Consider the following 17,011-nt stretch of genomic DNA (forward strand, 5'->3'; position numbering starts at 1 on the left):
ATGGCCAAATTCCAGATCAGCCGCCGAAAGTTCCTGACGGGCGCCGGCCTCGGCGTTTCCGGCATCATGTTGTCGGGCTGCGATGCCTTCGACAGCCAGCTCGGCATGGGCGACGGCCTGCGCAGTTTCCTCGAAAACGCCAATGGCCTGACCTACCGCGCGCAACGCTGGCTTGCCGGCCGCGATGCTCTGGCGCCGGAATTCACCGAGGCCGACATCCGCCAGCCGCAGCGGCCGAACGGCGTCACCGCGCCCGACGATGACACCTACAAGGGCCTGCTCGCCAACAATTTCGCCGACTGGCGGCTGGAGGTAACGGGCCTGGTCGAAAAGCCGCTGTCGCTCAGCCGCGAGCAGTTGGAGAACATGCCGAGCCGCACGCAGATCACCCGCCACGACTGTGTCGAAGGCTGGAGCTGCATCGCCAAATGGACCGGCACCCCGCTGTCGCTGGTGCTCGACCAGGCTGTGGTCAAGCCGCAGGCCCGCTATGTCATGTTCCACTGCCTCGATACGATCGATCGCAGCCTCTCCGGGGAAATCAAATATTACGGCACCATCGACCTGATCGATGCCCGCCACCCGCAGACGATCCTCGCCTACGGCCTCAACGGCAAGCCGCTGCCGGTCGAAAACGGCGCGCCGCTGCGCGTGCGCGTCGAACGACAGCTCGGCTACAAGATGCCGAAGTATCTCTACAAGATCGAGCTCGTCGACAGTTTTGCCAATATCGGCGGCGGCCGCGGCGGCTATTGGGAAGACAATGGCTATGACTGGTATGGCGGGATTTGATGGCCTCGCATTCTGACCGAGCACGATCTGACTCCGACCGAACCGAGCTTGCCTGAGGAAGCCGGTTTCGAGCGCGTGGCCGAACTTGGCGATTGGCCTGAAGACACTCCAATATCGTCCTCTGCAAAACGGTCGCAGAAAACGGCGCGGCTTAAGCAACCTTGTCGAGCAGTGGCTTGAGCGCCGGATGTATCTCCGGCGAGGCGAGTTTGATCAGCGTCAGCAGCGCGCGTTCATTGTCACGCAGCGGGCGGTCGGTGCCGATGCGATCGGCCAGCCATTTCGGCTCGCTGGCGTCGATCGTCTCGGCGCGGCGCGCGAGTGCCTCGGCGGCACGGTTCTTCGACTCCCATTCGGCCTCGATATCGCCGGGCGAACGATAGGCTTCCATGATGCCGGCCAGTCCGCCCGACACCATGCGGCTGAAGAAGCCACCAATTTCGGGCTCGACCTGGTCCAAGAAACTGTCACGACGCAGCGCCACATCGCGCGTCGGCGCTTCGTAGCCGGCCGAACACATGACGAAATTGGCGAGCGCCTTGACGAACAGGTCGTTCCAGGACGGGTCGTTGTGGGTCGCTGCGGTCTGCTCGTTGATCTGGAACAGCACCTCGGCCTCAACCCGTGTGATGGCGATGTTACCGTCGCCGCCATAGGCATGGAGAATGCGGCGCAACAGATCGACCTCTGCCTTGGCGACCAGCCCGGGAACCAGCGCGCCGCCGAGCATCAGTGGTCCCTTGCCGTCGACCACCGCGTTGGCGACCTGCTCGAGCGCATAGGCGGAGAGCCGGCCGGGCGATGATTTCGCCCTTTCCAGCACATGCACCAGCAGCTCCAGTTCGGTCACACTGTCGACCATTCCGTCGCGCGAGATGGTCTGGATCAGCCAACCGGCATTGTCTTCAGAGATATAGCCTGCCGGCTTTTCCTGGTGGACGATGTAGTCGGTAACGGCCTCGACGAAGAATTCAGGCCATTGCGGACATTTGTCCGTCGCTGTCGCATCGAGCGCGAACAGTGCTTCAGCCTCGCCGCGCGTCACCACGCCGTCGGCGAACACTTCGCGACGCAGCATGACGACATCTTCCGCCGTGATGCGGTCCTTCGAGGCCAGCCCCGCCACCGGCGCGCTCCCGATCCGTTCGCCCATCTGTCAATCCCCATCCGCCGTGCCCAACGCAATTGCCGGCCAAACCGTCAGCCCAGAATATCGCCATTGTCTTGAAAAACCGGCAAACGGCGTGGTTAGCGAAGACTGTAAAGACGACGCGCTTTACGTGTCGCTGGCAGGTGACAAGGTGTCGCCGACAAGCTATGGATGGCGCGTCGAGGGCTTAAGTTTTGAGTCCTACCTGTTTGCGGGAGAGAGCAGCGCGAGCTGCCGCCGAAGGGGAAATCGCCCGAAATCTCTCAGGCAAAAGAACCGTAGACGGGAAAGACACTCTGGAAAGTCGGGGCTTGCCCCCGCGCCGAAGGTGTAAGCGTCGCCGACAGAGTTCCGGTTGCGCGAGTCTCTCAGGCTTCAGACAGAGGGGCACGGACTGGTCGCCAGCAGCGGCCGATTGCGTGCGACTCTGGAGATGACATGACGGGCGACGACACCAAACACCTTCCTCTCGAAGATCTGCACACCGCCGCCGGCGCACGCTTTGGCGCCTTTGCGGGCTGGTCGATGCCGCTGACCTATCCGGCCGGCGTGATGAAGGAGCACCTTCACACCCGCGAACATGCCGGCCTGTTCGACATTTCGCATATGAAGCTGTTCGCTGTCAGCGGACCGGGCGCTGCGGCACTGCTCAACCGCGCCAGTCCGCTCGATGCCGGCGCGCTTGAGATTTCACAGTCCAAATATAGTTTCTTCCTCAACGAGGCCGCCGGGATCATCGACGATCTGATCGTCACCCGGCTCGGCGCCGAGCGCTTCATGGTGGTCGCCAACGCCGGGAATGCGGTCGAGGACGAGAAGCATTTGCGTGCGCTGGCCGCGGACTTCGACGTCAAAGTCGATGCGCTCGACCGCGTCTTCCTGGCGATCCAGGGGCCGGAAGCCTGGGCTGCCTTGTCCCGCGCCGGCATCGAGACCGGCTCACTCTTGTTCATGCATGGCATCGAGCCGAAGCAAAACTGGTTCATGAGCCGCTCCGGCTACACCGGCGAGGACGGCTTCGAGATCGGCCTGCCGGAGGCGGATGCGCGCGCTCTGGTCACGAAACTGCTCGAGGACGAGCGTGTGTTGTGGATCGGCCTTGCTGCCCGCGACTCGCTGCGGTTGGAGGCCGGCCTGTGCCTGCACGGCCAGGACATCACGCCGGAGATCGATCCGGCCAGTGCCGGCCTGATGTGGGCGATCCCCAAAGATCTCCGCGCCGGCGGGTCCTTCATCGGCGCCGATGCGCTGCGGTCCATCCTGGAGCGCGGGCCGTCGCAAAAGCGCGTCGGCCTGAAGCCGGACGGCCGCCAGCCGGTGCGCGCCGGCGCTGCTTTGTTCGATGCCGACGGCGATCCGGCCGGCTACGTGACATCAGGCGGCTTCGGCCCGTCGGCCGGCCATCCCGTCGCCATGGGCTATGTGTCAACGGCCTTGGCCAAGCCGGGCACGAAACTGTTCGCCGACGTTCGCGGGACGAAAATCCCGGTCGATATCAGTTCCTTGCCCTTCACTCCTCATCGCTACCGCAAAGGATAATTCCGATGGCAAAAACCTATTTCACACAAGATCACGAATGGCTGAGCGTCGAGGGAGGCATCGCCACCGTCGGGATAACCGACTATGCGCAGGAACAGCTTGGCGATCTCGTCTTCGTCGAACTGCCTCAAATCGGCACCAAACTCAGTAAGGGCGACACCGCCGTGGTCGTCGAATCCGTCAAGGCGGCATCCGATGTTTATGCGCCGGTTGATGGCGAGATCACCGACGCCAACGGCGCGCTGTCCTCGGACCCGTCGCTGGTCAACTCCGCTGCGACCGGCGACGGCTGGCTGTGGAAGATGAAGCTCGCCGACGAAGGCCAACTCGCAGGCCTCATGAATGAGGCCGCCTACAAAGCCCATATCGGTTGACATCAGGACCTATTGCCATGAGCGCAGCACTTACCCCCTTCTCGGCCCGCCACATCGGTCCTGATGTAAACGACGTCAGAGCCATGCTTGCCGTGATCGGCGTTCCCTCCGTCGAGACGCTGATCAGCCAGGCCGTGCCGCAGTCGATCCGCCTCGATCTGCCGCTAGCCCTTCCCGCGCCGGCGAGCGAAGCCGAAGCGCTGGCCGAATTGTCGGCGATCATGGCAAAAAACAGGGTGCTGAAGAGCTTCATCGGCGCCGGCTATCACGGCGTCCATGTGCCGCCGGTCATCCAGCGCAACCTGTTCGAGAACCCGGCCTGGTACACCGCCTATACGCCCTACCAGGCCGAGATCAGCCAGGGCCGCCTGGAAATGCTGTTCAACTTCCAGACCTTGGTCACCGAATTGACCGGCCTGCCGGTGGCTTCGGCCTCCCTGCTCGACGAAGCGACGGCGGTGGCCGAAGCGGTCGGCATCGCGCTGCGCCATCACCGCGACAAGCGCACCAAGGTGGCGCTGGCCGGCACGCCGCATCCGCAGACGCTGGACGTCGTGCGCACCCGGGCCGAGCCGCTCGGCATCGAGATCGATGGCGAGACCATCGACGACAACACCGCCGCCCTGCTGGTCTCCTGGCCGGACACGTTTGGCGTCTATGGCGACCACAAGGCGGCGATCGAGAAGGCTCGCGCCACCGGCGCCGTGGTCGTCTTCATCGCCGATCCGCTTGCGCTCACGCTGACCGAAGCGCCGGCCAGGCTTGGCGCCGACATCGCCGTCGGCCCGATGCAGCGCTTTGGCGTGCCGATGGGCTTTGGCGGCCCGCACGCCGCCTATTGCGCCGTCTCCGACAAGCTGACCCGGCTGATGCCCGGCCGCCTCGTCGGCCAGTCGATCGACAGCAAGGGCCGTCCCGGCTATCGCCTCGCCCTGCAGACGCGCGAACAGCATATCCGCCGCGACAAGGCGACCTCCAACATCTGCACCGCGCAGGCGCTGCTTGCCAACATGGCGACCGCATACGCGATCTGGCACGGGCCTACTGGTTTGCAGGCGATCGCAGCCCGAATTCATGAGCTCGCCAACGGCCTCGCAGCAGGCCTGAAAACCGCTGGTGTTTCCGTGCTCGGCTCAAGCCGTTTCGACACGGTGACGGCCGAAGTGAAGGGCAAGGCAGCTTCGATCGCCGCTGCCGCTGAAAAAGGTGGCCGGCTGCTGCGCGTCATCGATGCCGACCGCATCAGCATCGCCTTCGACGAAACCTCGACCGAGGCGGATCTCGAGGCTATCGCCGCCCTGTTCGGCGCCAAGTCCGGCGCTACTGAGGCCGGCGCGATGCCCGGCAAGCCGCGCGGCAAGGAGTTTCTGACCCAGCCGGTTTTCCGCGAAAACCACTCCGAGACCGACATGATGCGCCTGCTGCGCAGGCTAGCCGACAAGGATTTGGCGCTCGACCGCACCATGATCCCGTTGGGCTCCTGCACCATGAAGCTCAACGCGGCGGCCGAAATGATGCCGGTCAGCTGGCCTGTTGTCGCCAACCTCCATCCCTTCGCGCCGGCCAGCCATTCGGCCGGCTATCGCGCCATGGTCGGCGAGCTGGAAGGCTGGCTGGCGGAGATCACCGGCTTCGACGCCGTCAGCCTGCAGCCCAATGCCGGCAGCCAAGGCGAATATGCCGGCCTGCTCGCCATCCGCGCCTATCACCGTTCGCGTGGCGAAGGCCATCGCACCATCTGCCTGATCCCCCAGTCCGCGCATGGCACCAATCCGGCGAGTGCGGCGATGGCCGGCATGAGCGTCGTCGTCGTGCGTTGCCTGGAGGACGGCAATATCGACATGGACGATATGCGGGCCAAGGCCAACGAGCATTCGAAGAATCTCGCAGCCCTGATGTTCACCTATCCCTCGACGCACGGCGTCTACGAGGAAGGCGCGCGCCACCTGTGCGCTCTCATCCACGAACATGGCGGCCAGGTCTATTTGGACGGCGCCAACCTTAACGCGCTGGTCGCCCTGGCGCGGCCCGCCGATATCGGCGCCGATGTCTGCCACATGAACCTGCACAAGACCTTCTGCATCCCGCATGGCGGCGGCGGTCCGGGCGTCGGTCCGATCGGCGTCAGGGCGCATCTGAAACCCTATCTGCCGGGTCATGTCACCGAAGGTTCGGCGCATGCCGTGTCCGCTGCCCCGTTCGGCAGCGCTTCCATCCTGCCGATCACCTGGATGTACATCCGCATGATGGGCGCCGCCGGCCTGAAGCAGGCGACGGAGACGGCGATCATCTCGGCCAATTATGTGGCGACGCGGCTCGCGCCGCACTTCCCGCTTCTCTACAAGGGCAGGCACGATCGCATCGCGCATGAATGCATTGTCGACACGCGCGTGCTCAAGGAGAGCGCTGGCATCAGCGTCGACGATATCGCCAAGCGGCTGATCGATTACGGTTTTCACGCGCCGACCATGTCGTTCCCTGTCGCCGGCACGCTGATGGTCGAGCCGACCGAATCCGAGCCCAAGCGCGAACTCGACCGGTTCTGCGAGGCGATGATCGCCATTGCCGGCGAGGCAGCGAAAGTGGCGAAGGGTGAATGGCCGCTCGAGGACAACCCGCTGGTCAATGCCCCGCACACGGCGGCCGAAACCCTTGCCGGCCAGTGGACCCACCCCTATTCGCGGCTGGAAGCGGCCTACCCCGCCGGCGATGTCGATACAGCGGCCAAATACTGGCCGCCGGTCTCGCGCATCGACAATGTCGCCGGCGACCGCAACCTCGTCTGCTCCTGCCCGCCGCTGTCGGAATATCTCGGCGCCGCCGAATAACACTCTGGCCTGTCAGGCTGAGCGCAGGGCCGGTCCGTCGGCTTTGCTTACCCGGTTCAGCACAAGCACGCGGTTCCGCCCCGCGTGCTTGGCCGCGTAAAGCGCTTTGTCTGCCTCGGCCAGGACGTCCTCGAGGCTGCTGCCGTCTTCCTTGCCAAAGCCAATGCCACCGCTGACGCTACTGCGCAACGGCCCGCGCGGCGTCGGCACCACTTCCGTGCCGAAGGCGACGCCGATCCTGCTGGCGAGATCGTAGGCCTTGTCCTCAGTCATCCGCGACATGACCAACGCGAACTCCTCGCCGCCCAGCCGGAAGGCGTCGACGCCAACCCTGTCATACTTCTTGATGACAGCGGCGAAACGGCAGAGCACCCGATCGCCGACGGGATGGCCATAGACATCGTTGGTCCGCTTGAAGTCGTCGAGGTCGAACATGGCGACCGACATGAACGGGCCGAAGACGTGCTCGCCATAAAGCGAGTTCAAAGCCCGCCGGTTCATCAGCCCGGTCAACGGGTCGGTCAAGGTCTCGGCCTTCAGTTCGATCTGTGCCTGCAGATGATGCAGCGACAGCGTCAGCGCGCCGAGAGCCGTCATGCAGGCGACCGCCACGACCGAATTCAACCGCTCGGCCCAATTGTCGGGTGCGACGCCGAGCACCCACTGGCCCTTGACCAGAAGCACGGCGCCGCAGAGCCCGAAGGATACGCCACAGACGCCGCTTAGCGCCGAAACGACCAGCAGAATGCCGCGATCATGACCGCCCTTGATCCAGAACATCATCCCGATCGAGGCGAGCAGCACTGTTACCGTCGCATAGGTGAGGATGAAGGCGACACCATCGAAACCGAGATAGGTGACGCCGGCGCACACGGCCATCGCGAGCAGGGCCGGCAGGACAGCGCGGCTGTAATTGCGCACACCAAGATATTGCATGGCCGAAAGTGAAAGCGCCAGGAAACCGAGGCTGAGCAGCGCCAGCGCCGCTTGGCAAAGCAACGGACTGGGCTCCCTCGTGTAGCGCCAGAAGACGATGACGTGGGCGACAAGGACGAGAATGCCGCACGCAACCGTCAGCACGAAGCGTGCACGCGGCGCCGTGAACCAGATCACAAACATGGTGACGCTCAGGCATGTGCCCGACAGCGCAGCCGCCAGCAATAGCGAACTGAAATCCAGCATGGATGAGCGGCAACCTTTGGGATCTTCGATTTGTGGCGCATCATAGGCATGCAACCGGCCGGAGATACCGTTTTCGGCCGGTTTTCAAAGCAACCTGCCGACAGGGTTTACAAAGCGTCGACTGCCGTCCCGCGAAGCTCGGCACGCGAGTGTCCCTAGTCTCAGCCCTTGTTGAGCAGCGCCAGATTGGCGTTGATCACGCTCGGGTCGGCCATGCCGGCCCTTGCTTCCATGAGCAGCGCTCTCGCCTTCTTCTTGTTGCCGCGCAGCAGCTGCGAATAGCCCATATTGTTGACAATCTGCGGCTTGCGCCCGGCAACCTTCAAAAGCTGGTCGTAGGCGCGGTCGGCGAAGTCGAACCGGCCGAGTTCGTCATAGGAGGCGGCAAGCCCCATCCATCCCTCGGCACTGTCGGCCTTCAGTTCCACGGCCTTGCGAAAATGCTGTTCGGCAAGGCCGTAATTGGCCTCGCGGAACTGCGCCTTGCCTTGCGCAAGGTCGGAGGTGCTGACGTCTTTTGCCACCGGTTGGATCGATGTGGTCTTGGTTTTGTCGACGTTGTCGGTCGTGCAGCCGCCGACCATCAAGACGGCCGCTAGCGCGGCCATTGCCGTGAAACTTCTGTGACGCATGCCCCTGGCCCCAATCGCCCGATTTACCGGGTCGTTCTTCAGGAGGCAGACTACAACAGGGCAATTAAACTTCAGTGCTGAAACGCCCCTAAAATTTGGTTTCGGGCACACCAGCCATTAACCAGCCGAGGGTCCGGCTCCATCGACTTGAGCCCCGCCGGAAACTGATAGCGGCTGCCGTCATAGCGCAGCCGGTAGGTTCGTTTCATGGACCTTCCGGGATGGGACTGGCACTCGCCATTCTTGTCGACAGACGGATTGTCGGTGTCCAACCGCTCGAACACTGTGATGTCGTGATAGCCGTGATGTCTCGCCGGGCTCATCGCCAGGCTGACCCGGCTGGATTGAAAGGATCCTGAGCAATTGGTGTCGCCTTCGCCGCCAAAGCCGGCCACGATGATGCCGTCGAGCACCAGGCGCAGATCACCGCCGTCAAGGGCATAGAGTCGCAGGTCGGTTTCGCTGAAGGGATTGGGCCGCGAATGGCTCGCCATTTGGATGCGCAGGCCAAAGCCGGTGACACCGGGCGCCAGGCCATAGCGGCCGGTATCGAATTCGACCTTGTTGATGGCGATGGCATCATCGGTCATCAGCCCGGGCTGGAGCAGGCGCTGGCGCACCTGCCGGGTCTTCCTGTCGACGACCAGAAGGTCGACATCGCCGACATGCCCGTCGTCGCTGGATTGGCTGCTGTCGATGAGCGGCACCGCGACCAGCAACAGATCGTCATGGGCAGGCCATATCTTGCAGACGAGGCCAAACGGCGTATCCGGGAGCGTCACGGCGATGCTGGTATGGGGTTCGAGCGTGAACGAGGCGCCGTCTGCGCTCTTTTGGGCCCTGGGATAGGCCTGTTGCACCAGGGCGGCAGCATCGCCGCAATCGTCGGCCGCGGCCGAGGCCGGCGACAGACTGGTGGCGGCCAGGCCGAGGAAAGCGGTGCACAAGACTATTCGCATGGACGGCTCACTCATTTTGCTTTGCGGATTTTGCCGAAGGAGAGCGACCGAACCGGCCGGGTTTCGACATCCAGATGAAGCGTAGTTGGAGTGAGTAACCGCAAGAAGCCGCCGGGCAATCCCCTAGGTATCTACTGAACCGCCGTCATTTTGACGATGATCGGGATGACGGCGATCATCAGCACCACCGGCAGGATGCACACCACCACCGGCACCGACATCTTGGCCGGCAAGGCATGTGCCTTCTCCTCGGCCAGCGACATGCGCTTGTGGCGCATTTCGTCGGAGAACACGCGCAGCGCCCCGGCAAGGCTGGTGCCGAGTTCCTTCGACTGCTGCAAAAGCGTGGCGAAGGAGCGCACCTCGTCCAAGCTGAGGCGGTCGGCGAGCGCCTTCAAGGCATCGTCGAGGCTGCGGCCGGCCCTGAGTTCCAGCGACACCAGCTGCAGGTTTTGGCTCAGCGACGGATAGGTCTTGGCCAGTTCCTTCGAGACCCGCTCGATGCCTGCCTCCATGCTCATGCCGGCATCGGAGCAGACGATCATCAAATCCATGAAGTCGGGAAAGCCGTTGCGGTATTCGCGCATCTTTTCCCGCACCTTCTGGCTGAGCACCAGGCCGGGCACGAAATAGCCGGCGGCTCCCGACAGGATGATGAAGGTCCAGCGGCTGGTCGCGGTGGAATCGGCGCTGCCCATCCAATGGTTGACCAGGAACGCGCCGATCGTTGCGCCCACCAGGCAGGCGAAGCGGATCAGGAAGAATGTGCCGATCGCGCGCGGCTCCATATAGCCCGCCTGGATCAGCTTCATACGCAACCGGGCGACATTTTCCGGATCGCTCTTGGCGTAGAATTCCTGCGCCCGCTTCACCGCCTTCTCGCGCACGACGCTCTGGTTCTTCTTCGGCGCCGCCTCGGCCTGTTGGGGAGTCTTGCTGTCGTCGATCTTGAGCCGGCGCTTGAGATCGTTGCGGTCGCCTTTGGCTACCACGAGCGGCCATGCCACCGCGCTGCCACCCAACACCAGCAGCAGCGCGGCTACCGGCATCAGCGACGTCGGCGCCAGCGATGCAAGAAACTGGATCATCTGCTCCATCTCAGAACCGGAAGTTCGACATCTTGAACATGATGATGTTGCCCAGCATCAGCCATGTCACGGAACCGCCCAGCAGATACCACGTCTTCGGTACATCCCAGACGCTCTGATAGAATTGCGGCATCATCACCATGATGGTGGCGAACAGCAGTGCCGGCACCGCCGTCAGGATATAGGCCGACATACGACCCTCAGTCGAAATGGCGCGCACCTTGCGGCGCAGCTTGCCGCGTTCGCGGATCGTCGTCGACAGCCCGTCGAGGATCTCGCGCAGATTGCCGCCCGAACTCGTCTGGATGGAAACCGCGGTGACGAACAGCGGCAGATCCTCCTGGCCGACGCGGTCGAACAGTGAATTCAGCGCCGAAACCAGGTCGGAACCATAAGTCACCTCGTCGGAGATAACGCCGAATTCGGTGCCGATCGGATCGGACATCTCGCGCGACACCATCGAGATCGCCACCGGAACCGGATGCCCGGCCTTCAAGCCGCGCGTGATCAATTCCAGCGCCTCCGGCAACTGCACGCCGAAACGCTTCACCCGCCGGGCACGCTTGGAACGCAGCACAATCACCGGCAGCAGCGCTGTCAGCACCACAAACAGCAAAATGGCGAGCAACAGCGGCAGGCCGTACCAGAGCGCGACGAGCATCATGGCCAGCGCCACGCCCGTCGTCATCGTCAGGAATTTCGGCAACGGCATCACCATGCCAGACTGCGTGCGCAGCGCGCGAAAACGGTCGGGCGAGAAGAATGACGTGCCGGAATCGAGGCCGCGTTCCTTGCGCAGCTGAATCAGCACCTGTTCCTGGCTGATCTTGTTTTCCTGCAGCCTCATGCGCCGGTTGATGGCCAGGCGCTTGTCGCTGCGGCCGGCATAGAGCAGATAGCAGCCTTCGGCGATCATGATGCCGGTCAGCGCTGCCGCGGCATAAACGACATAGATCGGGCTGAAATTCTCGAACACCCGGCTACTCCTGCGGCCGGCCGGGTTCGAAATATTTGCCGGGGAATTCAATGCCCATATTGCGCAGGTCCTCGAGGAAACGCGGGCGAATGCCGGTCGCCTCGTAGTGACCGAGGATCTTGCCGTCGGCCTCCATGCCAGTGCGCACGAAGCGGAATATCTCCTGCATCTGGATGACGTCCCCTTCCATGCCGGTCACCTCGGCGACGCTGGTCACCTTGCGCTTGCCGTCCGACAGTCGCGTCAGCTGGACGATAAGGTCGAGCGCGCTGGCGATCTGACTGCGGATCGACTGCACCGTCATCGGCATGCCGGTCATGCCCAGCATCTGCTCGAGGCGCGAAATGGCGTCGCGCGGCGTGTTGGCGTGGATGGTCGCCATCGAGCCTTCATGGCCGGTGTTCATCGCCTGCAGCATGTCGAAGGCCTCCTCGCCGCGGCACTCGCCGAGGATGACGCGGTCAGGGCGCATGCGCAGCGCGTTCTTGACCAGGTCGCGCTGCTTCAGCTCGCCATGACCTTCGATGTTGGCGGGGCGCGTTTCCATGCGCGCGACATGCGGCTGCTGCAGCTGCAGTTCGGCCGCGTCCTCGATGGTGATCAACCGTTCGTCTTCCGGAATAAAGGCTGACAATGCGTTGAGCATCGTCGTCTTGCCGGTGCCGGTGCCGCCCGAGATGATGGTCGTCTTGCGGGCGTGGACTGCCGCCGCCAGCACCTCGGCCATATTCTGGGTGATGGCGCCGAACTCGACCAGCTTGTGCAGGCCGAGCTTGTTCTTTGAAAACTTGCGGATCGACACCAGCGGCCCGTCGACGGCGACCGGGCGAATGGCGGCGTTGAAGCGCGAGCCGTCGAGCATGCGGGCATCGACCATCGGTTGCGATTCGTCGACCCGGCGGCCGACGGCGGCGACGATCTTGTTGACGATGCGCAACAGATGCGCCTCGTCCTTGAACGGGATATGGACCTGCTGCAGCTTGCCCCGTTTTTCGACGAAGCAGTTCTGGTGGCCGTTGATCAGGATGTCGTTGATGTCGGGGTCCTTGAGCAGCGGTTCCAGCGGGCCGAGGCCGACCATCTCATCGACGATGTCATCGACCAGTGCTTCAAGTTCGACGGTGTTGATCGCCATACGCTCCTGGCGGGTCTTTTCCGACACGAACTCCTGCACCTGCCGGCGCATCTCATCCTTGGGCAGGCGCTCCAGCGCGACCAGGTTGATTTCCTCGAGCAGCAGCCGGTGGATGCGCACGCGGGCATCGAGCACCTTGTTGGCGCTTTTTCCCGGTGTTGTCTCCGGCTTCGGCGGCAAGGCCTTGCGGTTCGTCGGGATGACCACGGCGTGATGCGCGACCGGCGCCGCCTCGGCCGGCTTCAGCGCGCGGACGTCACGGTTCTGCAGGGTCGAGAAGCGGCTGGTCATCCGGCTTTCCTCTTCAGGAGGCCCCTGCCGATGCCGAACAGCGAGCGCGATTTCTCCGGCGTCACCACGGCTTCTTCCGGCAGGATGATCCTCTTCAGATCGTTGACGACATTGGCGTTCGGGTCGATCTCATGCAGCGGCACGCCGCGGTCGACCGCTTCACGCACAAGCCGGTAATTGTTGGAGATGCCGCCGACGAAATGCTCGCCCAGGATTTCCTGGACATCCGCCTGCTTGATGCCGTTGTCGAACATCTTCTGCTCGAAACGATTGACGATGACGTTCGGCTTCACTTCCTTGCCGGCCGTCTCGTAGACCGCCTGGATCAGCCGCTGCGTGTGGCGCAGGCATGGCACCGTCATTTCGGCGACGATGTAGAGCTTGTTGGAGCCGAGCAGCACCGTCTCCGTCCACGGAAACCAGGTGCGCGGCATGTCGATGACGACGTTATCGAAATAGGCCGAGACGAGATCGAGCATGCGCACCACGACATCGGTCTTGAACGAGCGCATTTCCGACGGATGCGTTGGCGCCGCCAGCACGCAGAGCCCGCTCGCATGCTTGGACAGCATCACATCCAGCAGCTGACGGTCGAGGCGCTCGGGCTGGTTCTCGATTTCGGTGATGTCGAAGCGCGGCTCGAGGTCGAGATATTCGGCGCAGGCGCCTTGCTGGAAATTGAGGTCGACCACGCAGGTCGACGCGCCGCGCGTCACCGAATGATGCAGCTGGAAGGCGGTCTGCAGCGCCAGCGTCGTGGTGCCGACGCCGCCGGCGGCCGGCATGAAGGTATAGATCTGCGACTCGGTGTTTTCCTCGCGCCCCGGCCCTTGCAGCGCGCGCACGACCGACCGCACCAGATCGGCGGTGGTGATCGGCTTGACCAGGAAATCGGCGACCTGGAGCTGCACCAGGATACGCACTGCGGCTGCGTTGAATTCCTGGGTGACGACGACCACCGGAACGCGGCCTTCAAGCCGGCGCATGATGCGCTGCAGCGACTCGATCTCTTCCAGCTTTGCCGCATCCATGTCGACGATGAGCGCGCCGAAATCGGCTTCCTGGACCTCGCCGCGCAGTTCGGTAATGTTCTTCTCGACGGTCGAAAGCTGGATCACCTCCGAGGCCGCGAACGCGGTGCGCGTATCCTGCGCAAAGGTCCGGTCGCTGGACACCAGCAGGATCTTCTTGGTCTTGATGCCGCTTGCCATTTTGTCAGCCTGTCAGGTCATTCCCGGTCAAATCACCGGGCAAATCAATCGGTTGTCGCTGTCGGTTGCACGGCCTTGGCGGCAGCAGCCTGGTCGGCGGCGTTGACTGCCGCCTCACCGCGCTGCGCCGGCACCAGCAGCCTGGTGTTCTGGACGCCGTATTTCCAGGGATCGACCATCTGCATTGCCGTATTGGCGGCCTGTGCGTTGCCGGCGGCAATCGTCGGTCCCTCGGAGCGGACATAGTCGTCGCTGGTGCAGCCGCCGGCGAGGCCGGCGATCAGCAGGGCGATGCATGATTCCACGCGCATGGCTTCAATCCTTCGGCAGGTCGAGGAAATGCCCGACGGTGGTGACCGCGGCCGGCTGTGCCGTACTGCCGCTGGCCATTGCCACTGCACGATTGGCTTCGGACGATTTCACTTCCTCGGTGTTGTTGAGGAAATAGTCGACATTGCTGGCCGGCTGCGTGCCGTCGGTCGGCTCGAGCAGCTTCTTCGACGGATCGACCGGCTTGACCAGATAGGGGGTGACGATGATCACCAGATCGGTCTCGCGCCGCTGATAGGATTTGGAGGAGAACAGCGAGCCGAGCACCGGCAGCTTGCCGAGGCCGGGAAGACGCGATGTGGTAATGTCGTTCTGTGACTGCAGCAGGCCGGCGATCATGAAGCTCTGGCCATTCTTCAGGTCGACGGATGTTTTGGCGCGGCGCACGATAAAGCCCGGGACCGAGATATTGCCGATATTGTAGGAGGCCGAAGCGTCGATCGAGGACACTTCCGGCGCGATGTCGAGGCTCACCAGCCCGTCCTTGAGAACCGTCGGCGTGAAGTCGAGGCTGACGCCGTATTTCTTGTAGCTGACGGAAATCTTGCCATTGTCCTCGGAGACCGGGATCGGGAACTCGCCGCCGGCGAGGAAGCTTGCCGTCTGGCCCGAGCGGGCGATCAGGTTCGGCTCGGCCAGCCGCCTGGCGAGACCACGTTCCTCCAGCGCCTTGATGGCGACGTCGATCGACAGGCCGTTGGACAGCAGCCGGCCGATGATCTCGCCATTTCCGGCTCCCGGCACCGTGCCAGGATCGAGGGTGACGTCGCGCCCGCCAATGCCGTAAGCGAAATTGGCGCTGTATTTGGCGCCGAGATCCTGTCCGGCCTGGCGATTGATCTCGACGAAGCGGACGTTGAGCTGAACCTGCTGCGAGGACGAGATGTTGACCGAATTGATCACTTCTTCATTGCCGGAGAAGCGGCTGGCGATCTTGCTTGCCTTCTCGGCGGCGACCGCGTCATCGGCCTCGCCCGACAGCACGACGCGGCCATTGGCCGAGCCGACCTTGATCTTGGCGTCCGGCACGCTGGCGCGAATGGTGCTGGCCAGCTGGTCGGTGTCCAGCGTCACCTCGATGTCGACGGTGCCGACCAACTGCTTGTTCTCGTCGAACAGCGCGATGCCGGTGGTGCCGAGATTGTTGCCCAGCACATAGAAGGATTTGTCGGTCAGCGGATTGACGTTGGCGATCTCCGGATCGCCGATGACGATCTGGTAGAAGGCGGCATTGGTCATGACCGTCTNCAGCGGATTGACGTTGGCGATCTCCGGATCGCCGATGACGATCTGGTAGAAGGCGGCATTGGTCATGACCGTCTTCGGCTTGCCCTTGGCTACCTTGATCGACGCATTCGTTGTCGACGAGACATGGACGATATCGTTGTCGGCCTTGGCTGGCGCACTGAGGCCGAGCATTGCGGCCGCGGCCAGGCAAGCCCCCACCGCAAGCGCCCGCATTGGGCGCAGCCCTTTCGTAGTTCGAAATGCATGAAGTCCCGACATCTGTCCCGTCCCTCGCCCGGTCCCCACCGGCAGTTATTGCTGGTCCCGCGCAGGAACCTGGTATTCTTCGACCTGCGTGCCGCGCGTCACGATGATCGTCTTGAATTTCGGCTTCTCAGGCTCCTTGGTCGCGGCAGTGAACAGCGCGCCGGCAGCGGCCTGGACGCCGGAGGCGACCGATCCGCCGAAGGACGAGATGGTGGTGACGCCGTCCTTGGCGGCCCCTCCGTCTGCGGCCGAGCGGAGCGACAGCGACAAGGTGCCGACGGTGCGGGCAAGCGCCACTTTCTGCGCGCCTTCGGTCGTCACCTCGATGGTGACGGAATTGGCGATCTGCGGTGTGGTCTGGCGCTCGTCGGCGCCCTGCCCCACGGTCAGCACCTTGGCGTCGGAGACGACGATCTCGGAGGTAACGGTCGATCCGGCAGCGCCCTGCGCGTTCTTGGCCACTTCCTGGATTTCGCCCGCATCGCGTGTCAGCACCACGTCGACCCGGTCGCCCGGCATGACGAAGCCGCCGACACCGGCGATCTCGTCGGTGCGGATTGTCACCGCCCGCATGCCGGGCGTCATCATGTTGGATAGCGTCGCGCGGCCGTTCGGCCCCGACAATTTGCTGATCAGCACCGGCTCGTTGATCTCGATCGGCGACAATACCACGCGGCTGCCTTCGGCGAGCAATGCATTGACTGTGGTGAACGCGCCCTGCGGCACCGAATCCTCGGACCATGGGATTTCGCTGAGCTGCGCCCGGTCAAGCTCCATGCCGTAACGCAACGGCGCGTTGGCCACCACGATGGTCTTGAAGACGATCTTGGGGACGGCGGGCGCCGGGATCGACGCCGTTTTCTCTTCGGCATCGGCCTTGGCCTGGCTTTTCACCCAGAAATCCGCGGCAAAGATTGAAATCGCGCCGAAGACGGCAGCGATGCCAATCATCGTTATGGCCTTGCCCCTCACAACCAACCCCTGACATTCGTGGTCTTTTGTTTTGTTGAGGCGACGCTAGGCCGCTTTG

General features: G+C 63.4%; 15 protein-coding genes and 1 riboswitch. Of the genes, 4 read left to right on the plus strand and 11 right to left on the minus strand.

Annotation, left to right across the window (positions count from 1 at the left end):
• Positions 1-792 carry a molybdopterin-binding protein gene (locus tag X727_RS158910; RefSeq protein WP_023681588.1) on the plus strand — a complete coding sequence of 264 codons (792 nt, stop codon included), beginning with the start codon at positions 1-3 and terminating at the stop codon, positions 790-792.
• A gap of 151 nt (positions 793-943) precedes the next feature.
• Here X727_RS158910 and X727_RS158905 read toward each other — a convergent pair whose 3' ends face one another.
• Positions 944-1,945, minus strand: coding sequence for a hypothetical protein (locus X727_RS158905; protein ID WP_023688299.1), 1,002 nt, complete (start codon positions 1,943-1,945; stop codon positions 944-946).
• Between the two features lie 199 nt (positions 1,946-2,144).
• Positions 2,145-2,231, plus strand: a riboswitch (glycine riboswitch).
• A 149-nt stretch (positions 2,232-2,380) separates the two neighbouring features.
• On the opposite strand from X727_RS158905, the gene gcvT reads away from it, so the two are divergent.
• The 3 genes from gcvT to gcvP are packed head-to-tail and all read left to right on the plus strand — an operon-like array spanning position 2,381 to position 6,683.
• Positions 2,381-3,481: a glycine cleavage system aminomethyltransferase GcvT gene (gcvT, locus tag X727_RS158900; RefSeq protein ID WP_023691145.1), complete on the plus strand. Its 1,101-nt coding sequence runs from the start codon at positions 2,381-2,383 to the stop codon at positions 3,479-3,481.
• Between the two features lie 5 nt (positions 3,482-3,486).
• Positions 3,487-3,855, plus strand: a complete 369-nt coding sequence (gene gcvH / locus X727_RS158895; protein WP_023681591.1) for a glycine cleavage system protein GcvH — start codon at positions 3,487-3,489, stop codon at positions 3,853-3,855.
• Positions 3,856-3,872: 17 nt separating this feature from the next.
• The gene (gene gcvP / locus X727_RS158890; protein WP_023833742.1) at positions 3,873-6,683 is read left to right on the plus strand and encodes an aminomethyl-transferring glycine dehydrogenase; all 2,811 of its coding nucleotides are present in this window, start codon (positions 3,873-3,875) and stop codon (positions 6,681-6,683) included.
• Between the two features lie 12 nt (positions 6,684-6,695).
• Here gcvP and X727_RS158885 read toward each other — a convergent pair whose 3' ends face one another.
• From X727_RS158885 to cpaB, 10 genes are all read right to left on the minus strand, one after another.
• Positions 6,696-7,865 carry a GGDEF domain-containing protein gene (locus tag X727_RS158885; RefSeq protein ID WP_023744807.1) on the minus strand — a complete coding sequence of 390 codons (1,170 nt, stop codon included), beginning with the start codon at positions 7,863-7,865 and terminating at the stop codon, positions 6,696-6,698.
• Between the two features lie 161 nt (positions 7,866-8,026).
• Positions 8,027-8,473, minus strand: a complete 447-nt coding sequence (locus X727_RS158880) for a hypothetical protein (protein WP_245264504.1) — start codon at positions 8,471-8,473, stop codon at positions 8,027-8,029.
• Positions 8,474-8,568: 95 nt separating this feature from the next.
• Positions 8,569-9,357 carry a hypothetical protein gene (locus X727_RS158875; RefSeq protein WP_245274127.1) on the minus strand — a complete coding sequence of 263 codons (789 nt, stop codon included), beginning with the start codon at positions 9,355-9,357 and terminating at the stop codon, positions 8,569-8,571.
• Between the two features lie 230 nt (positions 9,358-9,587).
• Positions 9,588-10,553 carry a type II secretion system F family protein gene (locus X727_RS158870; protein ID WP_023681595.1) on the minus strand — a complete coding sequence of 322 codons (966 nt, stop codon included), beginning with the start codon at positions 10,551-10,553 and terminating at the stop codon, positions 9,588-9,590.
• 1 nt (position 10,554) lies between these two features.
• The gene (locus X727_RS158865; RefSeq protein ID WP_023704530.1) at positions 10,555-11,520 is read right to left on the minus strand and encodes a type II secretion system F family protein; all 966 of its coding nucleotides are present in this window, start codon (positions 11,518-11,520) and stop codon (positions 10,555-10,557) included.
• A gap of 4 nt (positions 11,521-11,524) precedes the next feature.
• Complete coding sequence (locus X727_RS158860; protein WP_023667600.1) at positions 11,525-12,946, minus strand: CpaF family protein; 1,422 nt, start codon at positions 12,944-12,946, stop codon at positions 11,525-11,527.
• Positions 12,943-14,157, minus strand: a complete 1,215-nt coding sequence (locus X727_RS158855) for a response regulator (RefSeq protein WP_023667601.1) — start codon at positions 14,155-14,157, stop codon at positions 12,943-12,945. The genes X727_RS158860 and X727_RS158855 overlap by 4 nt, the downstream gene beginning before the upstream one ends.
• 44 nt (positions 14,158-14,201) lie before the next feature.
• Entirely contained in the window at positions 14,202-14,468 is a 267-nt protein-coding gene (locus tag X727_RS158850) for a hypothetical protein (protein WP_023744805.1), read from the minus strand.
• 4 nt (positions 14,469-14,472) lie between these two features.
• Positions 14,473-15,906: a type II and III secretion system protein family protein gene (locus X727_RS158845; protein ID WP_245274128.1), complete on the minus strand. Its 1,434-nt coding sequence runs from the start codon at positions 15,904-15,906 to the stop codon at positions 14,473-14,475.
• A gap of 120 nt (positions 15,907-16,026) precedes the next feature.
• Positions 16,027-16,932 (minus strand): Flp pilus assembly protein CpaB, encoded by a 906-nt coding sequence (gene cpaB / locus X727_RS158840; protein ID WP_023667604.1) that lies wholly within the window; start codon positions 16,930-16,932, stop codon positions 16,027-16,029.
• Between the last annotated feature and the right edge of the window lie 79 nt (positions 16,933-17,011).

The organism is Mesorhizobium sp. L103C105A0 (assembly GCF_000502215.1).
Classification (GTDB): Bacteria; Pseudomonadota; Alphaproteobacteria; order Rhizobiales; family Rhizobiaceae; genus Mesorhizobium.

What these genes read in the sequence shown, in the direction of transcription:
- X727_RS158905 (WP_023688299.1), bottom strand. Translation starts at nt 1,945, where the DNA reads ATGGGCGAACGGATCGGGAGCGCGCCGGTGGCGGGGCTGGCCTCGAAG.
- gcvP (WP_023833742.1), top strand. Translation starts at nt 3,873, where the DNA reads ATGAGCGCAGCACTTACCCCCTTCTCGGCCCGCCACATCGGTCCTGAT.
- cpaB (WP_023667604.1), bottom strand. Translation starts at nt 16,932, where the DNA reads ATGATTGGCATCGCTGCCGTCTTCGGCGCGATTTCAATCTTTGCCGCG.
- X727_RS158860 (WP_023667600.1), bottom strand. Translation starts at nt 12,946, where the DNA reads ATGACCAGCCGCTTCTCGACCCTGCAGAACCGTGACGTCCGCGCGCTG.
- X727_RS158880 (WP_245264504.1), bottom strand. Translation starts at nt 8,473, where the DNA reads ATGGCCGCGCTAGCGGCCGTCTTGATGGTCGGCGGCTGCACGACCGAC.
- X727_RS158910 (WP_023681588.1), top strand. Translation starts at nt 1, where the DNA reads ATGGCCAAATTCCAGATCAGCCGCCGAAAGTTCCTGACGGGCGCCGGC.
- X727_RS158855 (WP_023667601.1), bottom strand. Translation starts at nt 14,157, where the DNA reads ATGGCAAGCGGCATCAAGACCAAGAAGATCCTGCTGGTGTCCAGCGAC.
- X727_RS158885 (WP_023744807.1), bottom strand. Translation starts at nt 7,865, where the DNA reads ATGCTGGATTTCAGTTCGCTATTGCTGGCGGCTGCGCTGTCGGGCACA.
- X727_RS158870 (WP_023681595.1), bottom strand. Translation starts at nt 10,553, where the DNA reads ATGGAGCAGATGATCCAGTTTCTTGCATCGCTGGCGCCGACGTCGCTG.
- gcvH (WP_023681591.1), top strand. Translation starts at nt 3,487, where the DNA reads ATGGCAAAAACCTATTTCACACAAGATCACGAATGGCTGAGCGTCGAG.
- X727_RS158850 (WP_023744805.1), bottom strand. Translation starts at nt 14,468, where the DNA reads ATGCGCGTGGAATCATGCATCGCCCTGCTGATCGCCGGCCTCGCCGGC.
- gcvT (WP_023691145.1), top strand. Translation starts at nt 2,381, where the DNA reads ATGACGGGCGACGACACCAAACACCTTCCTCTCGAAGATCTGCACACC.